Here is a 16,444-nt window from a genome sequence, read left to right on the forward strand (position 1 = left end):
AGGACCCAACCATGCAAGCGCTAGGCACGATCGAGGTCGTCGGTCTCGCCGCCGGCATCGAAGCGGCGGACGTGGCCTGCAAGGCCGCCAACGTCGAGTTGGTCGGCTACGAGCTGGCCAAGGGCGGAGGCTACGTGACCATCAAGGTCCTCGGCCAGGTCGGCGCCGTGACGGCCGCAATCGACGCCGCCGCGGTGGCCGCCGCGCGGGTCAGCCGGGTCGTGAGCAGGCTCGTCATCCCCAGGCCATCCGACCAGATCGAGGCCATGGTGTTCAACCGCACCACCGTCGGGTACCGGGCACCCGAGCCGCCCGCCCCGGCCGACCAGACGGTTGTGGCGACGCCCGCGCCGGAGCCGGAGCCGGCCGCCACCCCAGAACCCGCCGAGGCACCGGCCCCGGCGACGGCGGAGACCCCCGCCACCACCACCAGCAGGAGGAAGCAAGCATGAGCCAAGCGCTCGGTCTCGTCGAGACCAAGGGATTCGTCGGGGCCGTCGAGGCCGCCGACGCCATGACCAAGTCCGCCAACGTGACGCTGATCGGCAGCGAGAAGATCGGCGCCGGCTTCGTCACCGTCATGGTCCGAGGTGACGTCGGCGCGGTGAAGGCCGCCGTCGACGCCGGTTCGGCTGCGGCCGCCAAGGTCGGCGAACTGGTCAGCCAGCACGTCATCCCGCGTCCGCACGCCGACGTCGAGAAGCTGCTGCCGAAGGGCTGAGCCATGACCGAAGCCCAGCTGATCTCCGAGATCGCCGACCGGGTCCTCGCCCGCATCGGCGAGGCCGACCCGTCCCGCGTGGTCGTCGGAATCTCCAACCGCCACGTGCACCTGTGCGACGCCGACTTCCAGACGCTGTTCGGCTACGCCGCACCCGTGGTGCGCAAGATGGTCCGCCAGCGCGGCGAGTTCGCGGCGGAGGAGACGGTCACGCTCCACGGCCCCAAGGGGTCGATGGAGCGGGTCCGCGTGATGGGGCCCAACCGCCCCGCGACGCAGGTCGAGTTGAGCCGCACCGACGCCTACGCGTTGGGCGTGTCCGCGCCGATGGCCCAGTCCGGCCATCTCGACGACGCGGCGCCGATCGAGATCTCGGGACCAGCTGGGCGCGTCTCCTGCGCGCACGCGGCCATCGTGGCCGGGCGCCACATCCACATGGGCCCCGACGACGCCGCCGCGCTCGGCCTCGCCGACCAGGACCGGGTCAGCGTCCTGTTCGAGGGTGAGAGGGGCGGCCGCCTGGACCACTTCCTCATCCGGGTCAAGGATTCGTACCTTGCCGAGCTCCACCTGGACACCGACGAGGGCAACGCCGTCGGCGCCCGCACCGGTGACCGCGTCCGGATCGTGAAGGACTGACCCATGCTCGCCTCCCCCACCCGCCACCTGCAGACGTTCGCGCACCTCGTGCGGACCGAGGAACTCGCCCCCGCCACCGGCGCGCTGCGCCTGGGCGTGGACCTCGGCACCGCCAACATCGTGCTGGGCGTCGTCGACGAGACCGGCTCCCCGGTCGCCGGCGCGTGGCGGCGCGCCACCGTCGTCCGCGACGGCGTGGTGGTGGACTGGATGGGCGCGGTCCGGGTGGTCGCGGCCCTCAAGGCTTCACTCGAGCAGCGCGTCGGCGCCAGGTTCGAGGAGGCGGCCGTGGCCGCCCCGCCCGGCATCGACGCCGGCACCGCAAAGGTGTTCGGCAACGTGCTGGAGTCATGTGGGCTCAGGCCCACCGAGATCGTCGACGAGCCCGTGGCCGCGGCGACCGCGCTCGGCGTCACCGACGGCACGGTCATCGACGTCGGGCACGGCACCACTGGCGTGTCCCTGCTGCGCTGCGGCCAGGTGGTGTTCTCCATCGACGAGGCCACCGGAGGCCATCACATGACGCTGGTGATCTCCGGCGCCCTCGGCATGGACTACGACGCGGCCGAGGACTTCAAGCGCGATCCCGCCAACGCCGACCTGGTGTTCGGGCTCGTCCGCCCCACGCTGGAGAAGATGGCCACCATCGCCCGCGACGCGCTGCGCGGTGCGGGCGACCCCGGCACCGTGCACCTGGTGGGCGGGTCGAGTTCCTTCCCGCGCGCCACAGAGGTGTTCGACGAGGTCCTGGGCCTGCCCGTGGTCAGACCGGTCGAGCCGCTGTTCCCCACCCCACTCGGCACCGCGATGCGGAGGATCTGTTCATGAACGAGTCGCAGCTGCGCGACCTCATCCGTGAGGTGATCGCCGGCCTCCTCCCCCGTCCGGCGGCCCCCGGCACCTCGTCCACCACCGCGCTGGTGCTGTTCACCGGCGCCCTGCTCGGGTTCGAGGAGGCGTGCGCGTCGCTGACGAGGCTCAACCCGCAGCTGTCGCTGGACTGGATCCAGACGCCCTCGGCCACCCGGATCCTGGACCAGGAGGCCATCGCCGCCATCGGCATGACCCCCGCCGAGAAGTCGCTCGTCGCGAGCCATGACCTGCTGGTGGTGCCCACCCTCAGCGTCAACATGGTGGCCAAGGTGGTCCACGGCGTGGGCGACTGCCTGGCCTCCAACGTGATCGCCGAGTTCATCATGAGCGGCAAGCCGGTGGTCGTGGCCACCAACGCGGCCTGCCCAGACAGCGAGGGCAAGCGGTCCTGGTTCCCCCACATGCCGTCGGGCTACCAGGCGATGCTGCGGAAGAACCTGGCGACACTGCGCTCGTTCGGGGTCCAGCTCGCCGACGCCTCCCGGCTCGACCGCGCGGTCCTCCGGCGCGCCTGCGCGCCCGAAGCCCCGGCCACCCCCACCCTTCCGGCCGAACGCGTGGTCACCGAAGCCACCGTCGCGGCCGTCCCGGACGGGGCCGTCGTACGGCTCCAGCCCCGCGCCATCGTCACGGACCTCGCCCGCGAGGCGGCGGCGAAGCGTCACATCACACTGCAGGAAGGTGCCTGAGATGTATCTGGCCAAGGTGATCGGCACGGTCGTGTCGACGAGCAAGGACGAGAGGCTCATCGGCTTCAAGCTCATGCTGACCAGGCGCGTGGACGCGGACGGCGCCGCCACGGGCTCGCCCGAGGTCTGCGTCGACACCGTCGGGGCGGGCACAGGCGAGACCGTCCTGGTGACGAAGGGGTCCTCGGCCCGGTTCGCCGCGGACCGGGCGAACGCCCCGCTGGACGCCACGATCGTCGGCATCGTCGACTCCGTCGAGATCGAGATCCACTAGCCATGCCCGCCGTCTACACCCGCACCGGGGACAAGGGCGACACCGGCCTGTTCGGCGGCTCCCGCGTCGCCAAGCAGAGCCTGCGGGTAGAGGCCTACGGCACGGTCGACGAGGCCAACGCGGCGCTGGGCGAGGCGAAGGCGGGCCTGGACGACGGTCCCTGGCGCGCCCGCCTGCACCAGGTCCAGCAGCGGCTCTTCGTGCTGGCCGCAGAGCTCGCCAGCGACGCCTCGGGCGCCGCCACCCTCGCCCACACCATCGACGAGGACGACGTCACCGACCTGGAGCGCCTGATCGACGACTGCCTGGCCATCACCGGACCGCAGCGCGCCTTCGTGGTGCCCGGGCGGGACCGGCGCTCAGCGGCGTTCCATCACGCCCGGACCGTGGTGAGGCGCGCCGAGCGCCGCACGCTGACGCTGGCCGAGTCCGAACCGGTCCGGCCCGAGCTGATCAAGTACCTCAACCGGCTCTCCGACGCGGTCTACGCGATGGCGCGGCTGACTGAGACGTGGGCCGACCGCGACCGCATCGAGCGCATCGTGCGCGCGGCGGTCGCCCGGGCCCTCGAGGAGCCCGGGACCGCCCGACACCTGCCTGCGGATCCCTGCCTGGCGCGGGCGAAGGCCCTGACCGCGGCCGCCGAGCGACGTGCCGAGGATCTGGGCGTGCCGGTGGTGGTCGCCCTGGTCGACGCGGCCGGCCATCCGGTGCTGCTGCACCGCATGGCGGGCTCGCTGCTGGCGTCCATCGAGATCGCCTCGAACAAGGCCTGGAGCGCCGCGGCGTTCCGCAAGCCGACGGCGGAGCTGGGCGCCCTCGCGGCAGCCGGCGGCCCGCTGCCCGGCCTGGCCGACGGCAACTCCGGGCGCGTCGTGCTGTTCGGCGGCGGCGTGCCGCTGTTCGACGGCCCCGAACTGCTCGGCGGCCTCGGAGTCTCGGGCGGCACGGTCGAGGAGGACTGCGACATCGTGGAGCATGCAATCAACGCTGTGATGGGAGAACACCGATGAAACTCGATACCGCGGTCCTCGAGGCCACGATCCGGCGGGTGCTGGCACAGCTGCCCGAGACCGGGCCGGCCACCGGCGACGGCGTGTTCCCGGACATGGACTCGGCCATCGCGGCCGCGGACAAGGCCGCGCGGGAGTACCGCACGGCCTCCATGGCCGAGCGGCGCCGCTACGTGGCCGCACTGCGCGAGGTCATGCTGCGCCCCGAGAACCTGGACCACATGGCGGTGCAGGCCGTGCAGCAGACCGGCATGGGCGACGTCGCCCACAAGTATCTGAAGAACAAGATGGCGGCCGAACTCACCCCTGGCGTGGAGGATCTGGTCACCGACGCCTACTCGGGCGACGACGGTCTGACCACAGTCGAGTACTCGGCCTACGGGGTGATCGGGGCGATCACGCCCACCACGAACCCCACCGAGACGATCACCTGCAACAGCATCGGGATGCTCGCCGCCGGCAACGCCGTGGTGTTCAGCCCGCACCCCCGGGCCAGGGACCTGTCCGTGTGGCAGGTGCAGCAGATCAACCGCGCCCTGTGCGCCGTCGGGGCACCTGCGAACCTCGTCGTGACCGTCGCGGAGCCGTCGATCGAGAACACCAACGCCATGATCGCGCACCCCGACGTCCGGATGATCGTGGCCACCGGCGGCCCCGGCATCGTCAAGACCGTCCTGAGCTCCGGGAAGAAGGCCATCGGCGCGGGCGCGGGCAACCCGCCGGTGGTGGTGGACGAGACGGCCGACATCGACCGCGCCGCGAAGTGCATCGTCGACGGCGCCAGCTTCGACAACAACCTGCCCTGCACCGCGGAGAAGGAGATCGTCGCCGTCGACGCCATCGCCGACCTGCTCAAGTTCTCCATGGTCAGGCACGGGGCCTACGAGCTCTCCGCCGACGAGCGCTCACGCGTCGAGCGCGTGATCCTGACCGACGGGCGGCCGGCGCTCGAATGGGTCGGCAAGCCGGCCTCCGCCATCCTCGAGGCCATCGGGGTGGAGCCCCCGGCCGGGGTGCGGCTCCTGGTGTGCGAGGCGGACCGGGACCACCCCTTCGTCGTGCACGAGCTCATGATGCCCGTGCTCGGCCTGGTGCGCGTCCCTGATGTGGGAGCGGCCATCGACCTGGCGTGCGAGCTCGAGCACGGCAACCGCCACACGGCCATCATGCATTCGCGCAACGTGTCCAACCTGACCCGCATGGGCAAGCTCATCCAGACCACCGTCTTCGTCAAGAACGGCCCCTCGTTCAACGGGATCGGCATCGGCGGGGAGGGCTACTGCACGTTCACCATCGCGGGGCCGACAGGCGAGGGGCTCACCCGGGCACGCAACTTCGCCCGGTCGCGGCGGTGCGTGCTCGTCGGCGACCTGAACGTGCGGTGACGATGACGCCGATCAGGATCGCGGTCACGGGGGCGGCCGGGCAGATCGGGTACTCGCTGGTCTACCGGATCGCCGCGGGGGACGTGTTCGGGGACCGGCCGGTCGAGCTGCGGCTGCTGGACCTTCCCCAGGCGGTGCCAGCTCTGGCCGGGGTCGCCATGGAACTCGAGGACTGCGCCTCGCCCGTTCTCGCGGGGATCGAGGTCGGGGACGACCCCCGCCGCCTCTTCGAGGGCGTGAACGTGGCGATGCTCGTCGGCGCCTCCCCGAGGACCGCGGGGATGGAGCGTTCTGACCTCCTGAAGGCGAACGGCGCCATCTTCGCCGCCCAGGGGAGGGCGCTGGCCGCCTCGGCCGCGTCGGACCTGAGGGTGGTGGTCACGGGCAACCCCGCCAACACCAATGCGCTGATCGCGCAACGAAATGCCGACGGCGTGCCGCCGGAGAGGTTCACCGCCCTGACCCGCCTCGACCACGACCGGGCCGTGTCGCTGCTGGCCCGCAAGGTTCGCAGGCCGGCCTCCGACGTGACGCGGATGACCATCTGGGGCAACCACTCCACCACTCAGTACCCGGATGTCTACAACGCGCAGATCTGCGGCCGGCCGGCCACGGACTGGGTGGACGACGGATGGGTGGCGTTCGACTACATCCCGCAGGTCGCCCGACGGGGAGCGGCGGTGATCGCCGCACGCGGGAAGTCGAGCGCCGCCTCGGCCGCGAACGCGACCATCTCCCACGTCAGGGACTGGTTCGCCGGCACGCCGGTTGGCGGCTGGACCTCCATGGCGGTGGTGAGCGACGGCTCCTACGGGGTCCCGGAGGGGCTGGTGAGTTCCTTCCCCGTCTGCGCCGGCGAGGGTGGGTGGTCGATCGTGCCTGGCCTCGAGCTGAATGCGTTCTCGCGCACCAAAATCGCGGCGTCGGTGGACGAACTGCGCCGCGAGGAGGAGACCGTGAATCGGCTAGGACTCATCCCCGGCTGAGGCGCCCGGCCCCAGCACAACCCCGTAGTCGACCCAGTGGTGGCTCACCGAGCCCGGTGCCGAAAGAGGGGTTTCACTGACCCACCCCCTGTGCTATCAAGGACTTGTACCGGCCTCGCCCGGGGGCTGTACCGCCCGAAAGCAGATGTCACTGCCGACAGGTTGCTCCAGTGCCCGACCCCGAATCGGGGCTGTCTACAGGGGGGATTCTTGATGCCAGGGCTTTACCACCTCAGTGTCGATGTGGGTGCCAGCCAGATCAGCGCTGCCACCGCTCGGCTGGCTCGCGACGGCGGCATCACGGCCGACGCCGTGCCGCTGGGCCGCCGCAACGACCAGGTGCCGGCCGTCGCCTTCATCGAGTCCGACGGCAACGTCCTGGTCGGCGACGAGGCGCAGCTCCTGGGCCACTCCGCGCCGGAGAGACTGATCAGGGAGTTCACCCGCAGCGTCGGTGACGACGTTCCCCTTTCCGTGGGCGGGTTGACGATCACCGCTGAGCATCTCTTCGCCACTGCTGTCGCGGCCGTCGTCGACGCCGTGAGAGAGCGCGAGGGTGAGCCTCCCGCCGCCGTCGTCGTGACCTATCCCACCAACTGGGGCCCACACCGCCTCGGCCTCATCCGGTCCGCTCTCACCGAGGTCGGGCTCGACGACGCAGCACTCGTCCCCGGGGTTGTGGCCGCGGCGCTCGACCACGACTCCGTGCACCCGCTCGAGGTCGGGCAGGCGATGGCCGTCCATGACATGGGCGGCACCTCGTACCACGCCGCCGTGCTCCGCAAGGCCGAGGACGGTTCGCTCGAGGTGCTCGGGCAACCGCGCGACATCGAGGACCTCGGCGGGCTGGACTTCGACGACGCCGTCCTCCGCCATGTCCTCAAGGCGGCCGGTGTCTCCCCCGCCGCGATAGTCGACGGACCCGATGCTCAGGCCGCCCTCAGGCAGCTGCGGGGCGAATGCGTCGACGCCAAGGAGTCGCTCTCCTTCGACGCGCAGGCCACCATCCCGGTGCTCCTTCCCGGGCATTCCACGGCGGTGCGGCTCACCCGCTCCGAGTTCGAGGCCATGACCGCACACCTGGTGGATCGCACGGTGGACAGCCTCGACGCGACTCTCGAGTCCGCCCGTGTCGAGCCGGAGCAACTGGCCACCATCCTGCTGGTCGGCGGCACCTCGCGCATCCCCCGGGTCGCGCAGCGGCTCTCGGAGGCCTTCAACCGACCCATCAGCATGCCCGAGGACCCCGCCTCGGCCATCGCCGTCGGGGCTGCCCGCTCGTCGCTGGCGATGGCGCACAGGCGCGCGGTCCCCGCTGTCGTGGACCAGACACCGGCGACGGTGGCCGTGGTTCCCCAGGCCCCGCACGCTCTCGCCGCCCCACAGCCGCCGGTGGCCTCCTCGCCCTGGATCCGGGTCCTGTCGTTGGTGACACTCAGCTCCGTCGCCGTCGCGGCGACGGTCCTACTGACCAGTTCACTGACGGGAGGGTTCGGTTTCCTCGGCAGCGCCGCACCGGCCGCGCTCCTGGGCAACCCGTCTCCTACGCCCACTCCCTCGGCCTCGGCGCCGGCAGACCCCACCGCCCCGGCGTCCGAGCCGGCGGCCGTCCCCGCCGGCGCCGCCCCCGAGCCGGTGGACGCGGCGCCGGGCGTTCCGGCAGAGGTGACCGTCGTGCAGCCGGCGACCAGCTCCCCCGGTCTCACCCCTCGCCCGGTGAGTCAGTACGTTCCGAGCACGCCTGAGGACGCCGCGAGCCCCACGCCGCGCTCCTCGACACCCGCCACGTCCCGTCCTCCGTTGTCGACGCCCACCACCCCCGGCACGCAGCTGCCCCCGAATACCAGCGTGCCGCCCCCCACCACTCAGCCGCCCACGTCGAACCCCACAACGCCCGGTCCGACCACCCCGGCACCAGATCCCACCACCGCGGCACCGGACCCGACGACGCCGGCACCGGACCCGACGACACCTGCACCGGACCCCACCACCCCTGCACCCGACCCCACCACACCGGCACCGGACCCCACCACACCTGCACCCGACCCGACGACGCCAGCACCGGACCCGACGACGCCTGAGCCGGATCCCACCACCCAGGAGCCCGCGCCGACCTCGGTGGCCCCGCCTGAGCCCGATCCGGTTCCGACGCAGGATCCGACGCCTGAGCCGCCTCCGTCCACCACACCGGAACCCGTGGCGGTGTGACCATGCACGTCACACCCTCCGAGGCGCTGAGGACCCCGCTGCTCGCAGCCCCGGGGCAGGCTCGGTCGCACATCCGCGACATCAGCGAGGCACCCCGGCCGCGCGCCTACATCGTCGGCGCCGCGGGCTCCGGGAAGACGGCCCTCCTGCGTCAACTGCGGGACCTCCTCGGTGCGCGGGGTGCCGTGTTCCATGTCCTCGACGAGAGAATGGACCCGGCTTCGGTCCCCCCGTCGGAGGTGCTCATCGTCGACGGGCTCCACCTGCTGGACGCAGCCCGGGTCGAGGCGGTCCGGCTCCGGGCCCAGGATCCCGAAGCCGCCCTCGTCGTGGCGACCCGCCCATGGCCGCGCTCCAGCGCCGGGTCGGCGATCGCGCGCCGCCTGGGCGCGGACTCGCCGTCGATCGTGCTTGGCCCGGCCACGCGTTCGGAGGTCGTCGACCTGCTGAAGGAACAAGGTCGTACCCTCTCTTCGGCCTGCATCGACGCGATCCTCGCGCTCACGGGTGGGCTGGGCTGGCTGGTGGCGCGGGCGATAGACGCCCATGACTCGGGTCCCTGCACCGATCCGCTCCGTCACGCGGACCTCTGGCGATCGGTCGAGGCGCACGTGAGCCACCGCCTGGACCTTCTCGACGACGGCCGGCTCGCGCACTTCCTCGAACTGCTCGCGCTGGTCCGTGACGGTCACGCCGGCCCTGACGGCGAGGACGTATCGGACCTCATCGCGCAGGGCTACGCCGAGGGACTGCTGCTGCGCAACGGGACGATGGTCCCGGTGGTGCGGTCCGCCATCCGCGAGGCGCTGCCCCCCCAGCGCCTCGCGGACCTCGGCGCCGACGCCGTCGACGAGATCGCGGCGGCCGTGGCAGCCGGGGACGAGCCCTCCCGTGCCTGGCTCCTGGCCGCGGGTGACGCCAGGCTGGGTGCCTCGCTGGCCGAGCACGGAGATCACCTCCTGCAGGCTGATCCTGAACGCGCCGCGGACCTGTACGACCTTGCCTCGAAGTACGGCTTCGCCGGGCGGGACCTGAACCTGCATCGGGCGATGGCTGCATGGCGCGTGGGAGACCTCGACGCCGCCGCGGGCTTCGTCGACGCCAGTTGGCCGCAGGCCGACCCCGCCCAGCGCATGGCTCTGGCAGACGTGTCGGCGGCCTGTTGGGCCGCCCGCGGGATGATGAGCACCGGCAGCGACGTCTACTCGCTTCTGACCACGACCGACGGCGAGACCTCGGTCAAGGCGACGATCGCCGATGTGGCCGCCGGGTCCGCGGAGAGGCTCGCCGATGTGCGGCACTCCGTCTCACCCGATGAGGCCGGATCGATGTCGACCCTGTCCATCGCTCTGCGGGAGTTGGAGAGCGGTCTGCGCGCGTCCCTTGACGCGGCGCCCTCTTCGTCGGCGCTCACCCACCTTGTCAGGGCCTCCGAGTTGCACACGGCAGCCCGTACCTCGGATCCCGTGCCTGAACTGCCCGCTGTCGTGGCCGCGTCGGTGGCCCTGGGCTCCGGAGACCTCGCGACCGCGCGGCGTGTGATCGACGGCGCAGTCGCGGGTTCGCAAGGCGGGCAGTGGGCCCACCGACGGCTCCTCCTCTGGCAGGCCTGGATCGCCATTCAGGGCGAGCGCCCGACGGACGCCCGCCAGGCCCTGCAGAGGGCGGAGACGCTCCCCCCGCCCACGTCGCCGCGTGATGAACTGCTACGTCAGAGCGTGCTCGTCTCGCTCGCGAGGCGGTATGCGGACATGGCCAGCCTTGAGGCGGCCTGGGCCGAGGCCATGCCGGGCGTCCGACACGTTGAGGTCGACCTCTACACCATCCTGCCCCTCAGCTCCCTGATATGCGCCGCTGCGCGCGTGGGGGATGCCACCACTCTCCACCCCCATTTCGTGAGCGCTCTGGACATCCTGGGCAGGCTCGGCGAGCCGCCCCTCTGGTCTGCCCACCTGCGGTGGGCCGGCGTACAGCAGGGCATCGTGCTCAACAGGCCTGAGATGCTGAAGCCCCACGCCCGTGCACTCGTCGCCGCGGCTGCGCACAGCACACTGGCGTCGGCGATGGCGCGTGCAGGCGGCGTCTGGGTCGCGGTGCTGGGCGGGTCCGTGGACCCGGACGCCGTCGAGACCGCCGGCCGTTCCCTGGCCGCCGCGGGACTGGCCTGGGACGGCGCCCGTCTGGCCGCGCACGGCGCGCGTCGCACCGACGACCGGAAGGTGTCGTCCCGGCTGCTCTCCTGCGCGCGGGAGCTGCACCCCCAGGACGTGACCCCCCGACCCGAGCGGGTGACACCTGAACCATCGGGCGCCCCGGCAGCGCCGCACGCCGCAGGTGTACCGCTCAGCGAGCGTGAGGTGGAGGTGGGCCGGCTGGTGCTGGAGGGGCGCACCTACGCCGAGATCGGCGAGGTCATGTTCATCTCCCCACGCACGGTCGAGCACCACGTGGCGCACATCAAGCGACGCCTGTCGGTCACGTCGCGCTCTGACCTCATGGCGAAGCTGCGGGTGTCCGTGGAGTTGGCCACGACCACCCAAACCTCGTCCAGAAGGGCGATCTCGTGAATCCCCCTACCTGTACGCACCGGCATCGGGTCTATCCCCGATGCAGCACCCACACCCGCCGCACTAGCGTGACAGCTAGCGTCACCCAGACCTCAGGAGACGAGAAATGACCACCACACCGCTGACCACTATCGCCGACGCGCTGATCGAGTTCATCCTCAGTCTGCTTCGGGACCCGATCGCCGCACAGGAGTTCTCCGAGGATCCGGAGGAGAGTCTCAACCGCGCGGGGCTTGCAGACGTGTGCGGCGATGACGTGCGCTCCGTGCTCCCCGTCGTCGTGGAGCACCCGGACGTCGTGATGCGCCCGCCGGCACCGCAGCCGATCATCGTCCACGTCCCAGGAGCGCCGGCGCCGTCGAAGCCGGACGTGGTGCGCGAGATCACCAACGTCGCCAACAACTTCCACATCGACAACAGGTCCACCATCATCGATCAGTCCGTCAACCAGAACATCTGGGCCGAGGGAGACGTGACCCAGATCTTCGATCAGGAGGCCGTCCTCGCGGTCGGCGACGATTCTGTCGCAGCCGGCGACAACGCGCTCCTGGACGAGTCCAACACCGATGTCACCATCGGAGACGTGGCCATCGGCAACACCGAGACCAACGTCGACATCGAGGACTCCTTCAACGACGAGTCCATCGACGTCGATGTCAACACCGAGGCCGATGTCGACGAGTCTTTCAACGACCAGTCCACCGAGGTCGACGTGGAGACCGACATCGACGACTCGTTCAACGAGACCCAGACCACGGAGGTCGCCGTCGACACCGAGATCGTCAACAACGGCAACATCGAGTCCCCCGTCGAGATGGCGCCCGCCGCGGTGATGGCGGAGCCGGTCGAGGAGCCTGAAGCCGACTACAGCAGCTACGTCGAGCCGGAGCCCCCGGTCGAGATGGATATCGACGAAAACTAGGCCACGCAGAACAGTGACAGAACCCAACACACGCAATGCGCCGACAGCCCGTCAGCCCCGGTCGGGGCCCGACGGGCTGAACGGCGCTACGCCAACGCCACGCCCCGATCGTCCGTCCCTGCGCAGCGAGAACCTTCCACCGGTGCTGGTCAAGCATCCACCGCCCCTCTCCGTTCGCCTGAGCCAACTGCTGTGGGCCTTCAGCTTCGTGGTGGGGGCCGTCGGCATCGTCTACTTCTTCATCGTGCGTGAGGATCAGCTCCCGCTCATCGCCGCGTCCATCAAGGCGGTGGACGGGACACGGAGCGAGGAGACCTACTCGTCGGCGGCAGACATCGTCTTCTGGTCCTTCTTCGGGATCATGGTCACCCTGGTACTGATCCAGATCACGCTGCTGGTGTCCTTCATGAGCCGCCGAGACGGCATCCGCTGGTGGCAGTTGGGAACTCTGATCGTGCAGGGACTGGTGTTCGCCCTGATGACCGAGATGGTGGGCGGAGGCGAGCACGCCACCAGCCTGCGGCAGGTGTTGCTGGGTCAGTGCGGGCTCGTGCTCCTCGCTCTAGTCTCGAGCGTGTTCCCCGGCGCCATCAAGTGGACGGCTCGCCATCACGACGTCCGTCGCGGCACGGTGGCCTCTGGCGGAGGCGAGCTGTGAGGAGACCTCCTCCAAGCTGCGGATGACCACCCGCCCCACCTCGAGCGAAGCCCGGTCCAGGATCGGCGACTGCCCACGGGCGCGCCAGTGGGCCAGTTGGGCATCAACCCGTTCGAGGATCTGGTCCTCGCCCGCGCCTGCCGGCAGCCCGAGGCGTGCCTCTGCAGAGGAGCCCAGGCCGCCGATCACCCGCACCACTGCCGCGGCCTCCTCCGGCGGGAGATGAACGTCCCCCACCCTCAGCGTGGACAACAGCGACAGTTCACGAAGCCCGTGGGCGGTCGCCCTGATCCGCTCGATGCCGGCGACGATGGCCTCCGACCCCTCGATCGGCCTGTCCCGAAGGAGCCGCTCAAGGGCGTCCAGCACGGCTCGCACCTTCAGGGTGGGCGTGCGCGGGCCGAAGTGGGTCTCGACGAAGCGGTTGAGCTCGTGCAGTCCGCTGTGCTGAATCAGCCTGTTCGCCAACTCGGTCGAGTCGGACACCCCCGTCCGGATCAGGGACGTGGCAAGGCGGACGCCGAAGATCCCGAAGCGTGCGAGCAGTTCCCGCCGCGCCGGGACGTCAAGCCCGGAGGTGTCCGCGGCACCCACGAACCGATCCGACGAGAGCAGCAGCCGCTCCCTCTCCCGCCTCTCGAGCGACGCCAGCCTCCGGAATGCCGCGAACTCACTCTCCCGCAGCGTGCGCGCACCCTCGGCCAGGAGCCCCGCCACGGGCACCACCCCGAGGGCGAGGGAGTTCAGGTCCCCGTCCAGCTCATATCGCTTCGACACCTTGCCCGCGGAGAGCAGCGAATCGATGCGTCCCGATCCGATCTCGTCCGCGCGTGAGAGGACCGCGACTGCGTTGACGGTCTGGGACGGACCGGCGGCCGTGTCCCTGAAGGCCTCGAGGAAGCGCATGTCCGACGGGTGCAGGTGCCGCAACAGGTAGACGATGGCGTCAGCCGAGGACGGCGCGTCCTCGGGGGCCAGGAAGGTGGTGGAGCGCGCCGACAGGTCCTGCGAGAGCGAGGCGATTCCAGGCGTGTCGATCAGGATCATGGACCGGAGAACCCCCGACGGCCAACCCACTTCGATGCGGTCCACCTCGCCGGACGTGAGATCCCCCAGGTCGAGGATCAGCTTGCCGTCGACCCGGCGCACGGGAAGTCGGCGCTCCTCGCCGCCGCTGAGGTGTGCCGTGATCGACGGAGTGTCGGCATACCGGTACCAGGTCACCACGCGTGTGCACTCCCCCGCGTCAGTGGGTGCGATCTGCTCACCAAGCATGGCGTTGAGGAGGGTCGACTTGCCGGCCTTCACGATCCCCGCGAGGGCCAGCCGGAGTGGTTCCTGCAGTCGGCGGTCCAGTTCCCCGAGCACAGCCAGGGCGGTCTGGTCACGGGCGTACAACTGACGCCCGGCGGCGACGAGCTCCGTGGCCTCCGAGAGCACGTCCGATCTCACCGCTCGACTGCCTTGACCCGCTGGGGTGGCAGGGCCGGGAGCTCCGCGCTCAGCTGCTCAAGCTGTTTCAGCTGCCCCTGGAGCAACGCGACGCGCTTCTCCCGCTGCTCCGAGAAGGTCCCCGCCGCCCTCTTCGCCGCAAGGACCGCCTCTGCCAGCGACCGGTGCAGTTCCTCGGCTATCCCGCCGAAGTGATCGCGGGAGGTGCGCTGCACGATGCGCAGGCGGTCCTTGAGCTGCTTGGCCACCTGGAACGTCACCTCGTCGATGTAGCGTCGGACGATGTTCTTCGCCTCGAACCGGCGGCGCATCAGGCGATTCGACGAGTCCTCGCGGTAGGCGCGCCGCCCCACGAGCACGCCCGCCATCAGCGACAGCGGATTGATCAGCGACAGGCCGATCAGCCCGGTGGCCAGGCCCACCATCAGAACGCCACCGTAGGAGCCTCGCACGCCGATGTAGATCTTCTCCGCGGCACTCATGGATCCCGGCTCGAAGTTCGGCAGGGGGTCAACCGGATCAAGAAGGCCCTCTGTGCCCCCCACCTCGATGGTGGGCAGCTCGATCTGCTCCTCGGCGAAGAGGGTGCCGATCTCCTCGGTGAGCCACCGGGAGCGTTCGTCGGTCCACACGAACGTCTCGGACACCGCGTCCGCGACGCGCTGGTCGATCCATTCGGTGATCTGGTCCCAGATGGGCCCCGGATCACCCTCGTCGATGGCGCCCTCTGCCTCGCGCTGCACCCGCCGCAGCCGGTCGCGCAGATCGTGCTCCATGTCGGAGATCAGATCGGAGATCCCGTCGGACAGGGCGACCTGCCACCTGGAGGACCTGCTGCGATAGTCATCGGCGCGGTTCTTGGCGTGCTCCAGCTCGGCGATCAGCGTCGGCGTGTCCTCCGGGTGCAGGATGGCGCTCAGCTCGGACCTGATCGAGACGCTCATCTGTTCCACCACGAAGGTGAGGTCATGGACCGCTGCGCGGACCCCGATGGCCTCCGCACGCGCCAGCACGTCGGCTCTCAGGTGGGCCACCAGCGCAGGGAAGCCCGACTCCGCATTGAGCTCGCGATCCTGCTCCGCCGCGGCGATGAGCCGCAGATCGCTGGAGACCGCGAAGATCGGCATGTCGCCGATGCCCTTCAGATGGCCCCGATCGATACGCTCGATCGTGCGCCACTCGGGGTACAGGTCGGTCTTGGCGAGCACGGCCGCCACGTTCGGCGAGATGCGCATCGCGTGCCGCAGCAGCTGGACCTCCGGCTCGGTGTACTCCTGGGATGCGTCAGAGACCAGGAGCACGGCGTGCGCCGAGGACAGCGCCGACAGCGTGGTCAACGCGGTGGCCGAGTCCATACCGCCCACACCCGGCGAGTCGATGAGTCGGAGACCTCCCTTGAGGATCTCCCTGGGGAGCATCACCTCGGCGGCCACGATATGCCGCTCGTTGCCCGGGTTGCCCAGCTCGGAGACGTACTGCGGGAGCTGGTCGATCGGGATCGGGAGTCGTTCGATGGTGGGCGAGGCGTCGTCCTCCCCCGCCGGGCGCATCAACACATAGGCGGCGGGCTCCTCGCCGTAGCCGACGGCGGTCGGGACGCTCGTGGCCACATCGTCGTCGATGGGGCACACGGGAGCGTTGACGAGGGCGTTGATGAGCTTGCTCTTGCCCTGCTTGAACTCGCCGACCACCACGACACGCACGTTCGGGTCCCGCAGTCTGGCCTGGGTGTTCTCCAGCCGCTGCACGAGGTCCTGCCTGCCCGTGTTGGCCGCGAGCTGGCCCACGCTCCCGGCGAGGGCCACGAGGTCCCTGCCCTTGGCCTGAGCCGGCGCACCTGCGGCGGGAGCCTTCGCCTCCAGAGGCCCTCGGCGCGGCGCGGACGGCCTGAGCGCCCCTGTCTGCCCCTGCGTCCCCGCTTCACTCACGATGGTCTCCCCTTCGACGACAAACACCCAGCAGACACCCGCATACTAAGGCACCCCCCACGCACGGGTCCTGGAACGGCCGAAGCCCGGCCGTCCCGAAGGACGGCCGGGCTTCGTGCTTGGAGCGAG

Annotated in this window: 15 protein-coding genes; 13 read left to right on the forward strand and 2 right to left on the reverse strand. The window is 70.5% G+C overall.

The window, feature by feature from the left end; genetic code table 11:
- Nucleotides 1–11 precede the first annotated feature (11 nt).
- The 13 genes from ACX1D3_RS12595 (at nt 12) to ACX1D3_RS12655 (ending at nt 12,935) form a co-directional block, all read left to right on the forward strand.
- Entirely contained in the window at nt 12–452 is a 441-nt protein-coding gene (locus ACX1D3_RS12595) for a BMC domain-containing protein (protein ID WP_458994173.1), read from the forward strand.
- Complete coding sequence (locus tag ACX1D3_RS12600) at nt 449–721, forward strand: BMC domain-containing protein (protein ID WP_458994174.1); 273 nt, start codon at nt 449–451, stop codon at nt 719–721. The genes ACX1D3_RS12595 and ACX1D3_RS12600 overlap by 4 nt, the downstream gene beginning before the upstream one ends.
- Before the next feature lie 3 nt (nt 722–724).
- Nucleotides 725–1,360: a phosphate propanoyltransferase gene (pduL, locus tag ACX1D3_RS12605; protein ID WP_458994175.1), complete on the forward strand. Its 636-nt coding sequence runs from the start codon at nt 725–727 to the stop codon at nt 1,358–1,360.
- A gap of 3 nt (nt 1,361–1,363) precedes the next feature.
- A complete protein-coding gene (eutJ, locus tag ACX1D3_RS12610; RefSeq protein ID WP_458994176.1) occupies nt 1,364–2,188 on the forward strand; it encodes an ethanolamine utilization protein EutJ in 825 nt (274 codons plus the stop codon).
- Entirely contained in the window at nt 2,185–2,922 is a 738-nt protein-coding gene (locus ACX1D3_RS12615) for a flavoprotein (protein ID WP_458994177.1), read from the forward strand. The genes eutJ and ACX1D3_RS12615 overlap by 4 nt, the downstream gene beginning before the upstream one ends.
- A 1-nt stretch (nt 2,923) precedes the next feature.
- On the forward strand, nt 2,924–3,196 hold the full coding sequence (locus ACX1D3_RS12620) for a EutN/CcmL family microcompartment protein (RefSeq protein ID WP_458996550.1): 273 nt from the start codon (nt 2,924–2,926) through the stop codon (nt 3,194–3,196).
- A 2-nt stretch (nt 3,197–3,198) separates the two neighbouring features.
- On the forward strand, nt 3,199–4,209 hold the full coding sequence (locus ACX1D3_RS12625) for a cob(I)yrinic acid a,c-diamide adenosyltransferase (protein ID WP_458994178.1): 1,011 nt from the start codon (nt 3,199–3,201) through the stop codon (nt 4,207–4,209).
- Entirely contained in the window at nt 4,206–5,594 is a 1,389-nt protein-coding gene (locus tag ACX1D3_RS12630) for an aldehyde dehydrogenase family protein (protein ID WP_458994179.1), read from the forward strand. Before ACX1D3_RS12625 ends, ACX1D3_RS12630 begins: the two co-directional genes overlap by 4 nt.
- Nucleotides 5,591–6,580, forward strand: a complete 990-nt coding sequence (locus ACX1D3_RS12635; RefSeq protein WP_458994180.1) for a malate dehydrogenase — start codon at nt 5,591–5,593, stop codon at nt 6,578–6,580. Before ACX1D3_RS12630 ends, ACX1D3_RS12635 begins: the two co-directional genes overlap by 4 nt.
- A gap of 213 nt (nt 6,581–6,793) precedes the next feature.
- Entirely contained in the window at nt 6,794–8,788 is a 1,995-nt protein-coding gene (locus ACX1D3_RS12640) for an Hsp70 family protein (RefSeq protein WP_458994181.1), read from the forward strand.
- 2 nt (nt 8,789–8,790) lie between these two features.
- Entirely contained in the window at nt 8,791–11,355 is a 2,565-nt protein-coding gene (locus tag ACX1D3_RS12645; protein WP_458994182.1) for a LuxR C-terminal-related transcriptional regulator, read from the forward strand.
- 106 nt (nt 11,356–11,461) lie between these two features.
- The gene (locus tag ACX1D3_RS12650) at nt 11,462–12,277 is read left to right on the forward strand and encodes an IniB N-terminal domain-containing protein (protein WP_458994183.1); all 816 of its coding nucleotides are present in this window, start codon (nt 11,462–11,464) and stop codon (nt 12,275–12,277) included.
- Nucleotides 12,278–12,419: 142 nt separating this feature from the next.
- The gene (locus ACX1D3_RS12655; protein ID WP_458994184.1) at nt 12,420–12,935 is read left to right on the forward strand and encodes a hypothetical protein; all 516 of its coding nucleotides are present in this window, start codon (nt 12,420–12,422) and stop codon (nt 12,933–12,935) included.
- Here ACX1D3_RS12655 and ACX1D3_RS12660 read toward each other — a convergent pair.
- On the reverse strand, nt 12,840–14,387 hold the full coding sequence (locus tag ACX1D3_RS12660; protein WP_458994185.1) for a dynamin family protein: 1,548 nt from the start codon (nt 14,385–14,387) through the stop codon (nt 12,840–12,842). The genes ACX1D3_RS12655 and ACX1D3_RS12660 overlap by 96 nt on opposite strands.
- A complete protein-coding gene (locus ACX1D3_RS12665) occupies nt 14,384–16,315 on the reverse strand; it encodes a dynamin family protein (protein WP_458994186.1) in 1,932 nt (643 codons plus the stop codon). Before ACX1D3_RS12665 ends, ACX1D3_RS12660 begins: the two co-directional genes overlap by 4 nt.
- Nucleotides 16,316–16,444: the final 129 nt, after the last annotated feature.

The sequence above is a fragment of the Tessaracoccus yangjingae genome (assembly GCF_054483935.1).

What these genes read in the sequence shown, in the direction of transcription:
- ACX1D3_RS12595 (WP_458994173.1), top strand. Translation starts at nt 12, where the DNA reads ATGCAAGCGCTAGGCACGATCGAGGTCGTCGGTCTCGCCGCCGGCATC.
- ACX1D3_RS12600 (WP_458994174.1), top strand. Translation starts at nt 449, where the DNA reads ATGAGCCAAGCGCTCGGTCTCGTCGAGACCAAGGGATTCGTCGGGGCC.
- pduL (WP_458994175.1), top strand. Translation starts at nt 725, where the DNA reads ATGACCGAAGCCCAGCTGATCTCCGAGATCGCCGACCGGGTCCTCGCC.
- eutJ (WP_458994176.1), top strand. Translation starts at nt 1,364, where the DNA reads ATGCTCGCCTCCCCCACCCGCCACCTGCAGACGTTCGCGCACCTCGTG.
- ACX1D3_RS12615 (WP_458994177.1), top strand. Translation starts at nt 2,185, where the DNA reads ATGAACGAGTCGCAGCTGCGCGACCTCATCCGTGAGGTGATCGCCGGC.
- ACX1D3_RS12620 (WP_458996550.1), top strand. Translation starts at nt 2,924, where the DNA reads ATGTATCTGGCCAAGGTGATCGGCACGGTCGTGTCGACGAGCAAGGAC.
- ACX1D3_RS12625 (WP_458994178.1), top strand. Translation starts at nt 3,199, where the DNA reads ATGCCCGCCGTCTACACCCGCACCGGGGACAAGGGCGACACCGGCCTG.
- ACX1D3_RS12630 (WP_458994179.1), top strand. Translation starts at nt 4,206, where the DNA reads ATGAAACTCGATACCGCGGTCCTCGAGGCCACGATCCGGCGGGTGCTG.
- ACX1D3_RS12640 (WP_458994181.1), top strand. Translation starts at nt 6,794, where the DNA reads ATGCCAGGGCTTTACCACCTCAGTGTCGATGTGGGTGCCAGCCAGATC.
- ACX1D3_RS12645 (WP_458994182.1), top strand. Translation starts at nt 8,791, where the DNA reads ATGCACGTCACACCCTCCGAGGCGCTGAGGACCCCGCTGCTCGCAGCC.
- ACX1D3_RS12650 (WP_458994183.1), top strand. Translation starts at nt 11,462, where the DNA reads ATGACCACCACACCGCTGACCACTATCGCCGACGCGCTGATCGAGTTC.